At 56.9% G+C, this 443-nt stretch carries 1 protein-coding gene; it reads right to left on the bottom strand.

Features of this window, described 5'->3' with window-relative positions:
- Nucleotides 1–443 (bottom strand): phosphoketolase family protein (locus AF337_RS03925; RefSeq protein WP_483150612.1); only part of this gene is annotated, 443 nt, incomplete at both ends.

Here is a 443-nt window from a genome sequence, read left to right as displayed (position 1 = left end):
GCATTATCCCCTTCGGTCGAGGTTCTTTGGGACCTTCCCGGCTGGCCTTTCGAGCCCCATTTCCAGCCGCTGATTGCTGGCATGTCGTCGCCGTATTTCTCGATGTATTGCCTGTGTTCGATCAGCTTCTCGCGAATTGCCTGTTTGAAATAGGCAGCGCGCGCACCGAGTTGCGGCAGCCGGTCGATGACGTCCTCGACCAGATGGAAACGGTCCATCTCATTCAGGATCACCATGTCGAACGGCGTCGTCGTCGTTCCTTCTTCCTTGTAGCCGCGGACGTGTAGATTGCCGTGATTGGTACGGCGGTAGGTGAGCCGGTGAATGAGCCACGGATAGCCGTGGAAGGCGAAGATGATCGGCTTGTTCTTGGTGAACAGTGCATCGAAATCGCGATCCGGCAGCCCGTGTGGATGCTCGGATGGCGGTTGAAGTTTCATCAG

Origin of the sequence: Rhizobium ecuadorense (assembly GCF_001187535.1) — a bacterium.
Taxonomy (GTDB): domain Bacteria; phylum Pseudomonadota; class Alphaproteobacteria; order Rhizobiales; family Rhizobiaceae; genus Rhizobium; species Rhizobium ecuadorense.
The sequence above is the reverse complement of the archived record's forward strand: the minus strand, read 5'-3'. Positions and strand labels throughout refer to the sequence as shown.